This window comes from Sporomusa sp., from assembly GCF_057736855.1.
This window is the reverse complement of sequence record NZ_JBYKYF010000414.1, coordinates 1-1099: the sequence shown is the minus strand read 5'-3', so window position 1 is coordinate 1099 and position 1099 is coordinate 1. Positions and strand designations below refer to the sequence as shown.

Below are 1099 nucleotides of genomic sequence, written 5' to 3'. Positions count from 1 at the left end.
AATTCAGCAAGCCACCTTCCGCCTTCTACGGGAGTAAGTTTGATGATTTTACCAGTCATTAGGGCGTAATACGCTTCAGCTAGCGTTAGAAATTCTGGAGTTCCATATTTTGAACAGTGGTAATCATGATAAACGATAGTACCGTTACTACTACGGTAAAATTGTGCTGAAGGATACCTTTCCTCATGACCTGGTAAAATGCAGCGGAAAGGCTTACCAAGTCCATGAAAACTTCTGCCTGCTAATTGAAGTAGAAATGCTGCTAAATCTTCGGAGGCAGCTAATTCGTTGTACGTTTCCTTTGTTCTTGTTACTAATTGAGGAATATTAGCGCCTTCTACATTTACCCAATCTACTATAGCTGTATATGGAGTGCGATAGTATCCTTTTGCCAACATTTGGCATACAATTTGAGTGTCAAAGAAATGACAAGTTTTAAAATCAATAAACTCCTCCATTGCACCGGTTTTAGGGTGTAAGCTTCCTGGCAGTTTTAAGCACTTACTGCGCCTTGAAGATGGAAATATTTCACACTGGATTCCTGCTTTCTGTCTGGCTAATTTAGCAAACTCAGTTGCTATATCAGCTTCCAAAGGCTTATCCAGAAATAGCCATACGTGATAACCTTTCATTCCTGATACACTTACTAAGGGTTTTACATTGTCAGGAAATACTTTCAGTAAATGCTTAACAGGTTTTACTTCGACAGTATCTACATCGAAAGCTATAAAATAGGCCTTACCGTTTTCATCGAGAGGTGAAACGCCTACAGTATCCTTGCAAAAGATGGAAGGCTGATAGTTTGTTACGGTTTTCCAGCTATTGCCTTCATAGTAGGCAACTTTTTCCGGTTTCCACCAAATGGGAAACTTTGAGGCAAGCATCTTGTCTCTTCCCCCTGAGTGTGTTTCCAATAGTTATTTGCATAAAGACGCCTTTTTGTAACAGTGATTGATTTGAGTTTTCCCTGTTTTGTGATGCACTTCTATTAAGAAGATAGCCGTTGAGAGGCTTTTGTAACAGCAAAAGAAAAAATGGCAGGCTTTCTCTGCCCGCCTACTTGCTAGCAGATGAATTTTCTTGCTAAAATGGGTCACGG

1 protein-coding gene is annotated in these 1099 nt (G+C 40.0%); it reads right to left on the bottom strand.

Going from position 1 to position 1099, the window contains the following annotated elements:
• Window positions 1-884: TOTE conflict system archaeo-eukaryotic primase domain-containing protein (locus AC29Z1_RS17015; protein ID WP_488272638.1), on the bottom strand; the 884-nt coding region annotated here is incomplete at its 3' end.
• Window positions 885-1099 lie beyond the last annotated feature (215 nt).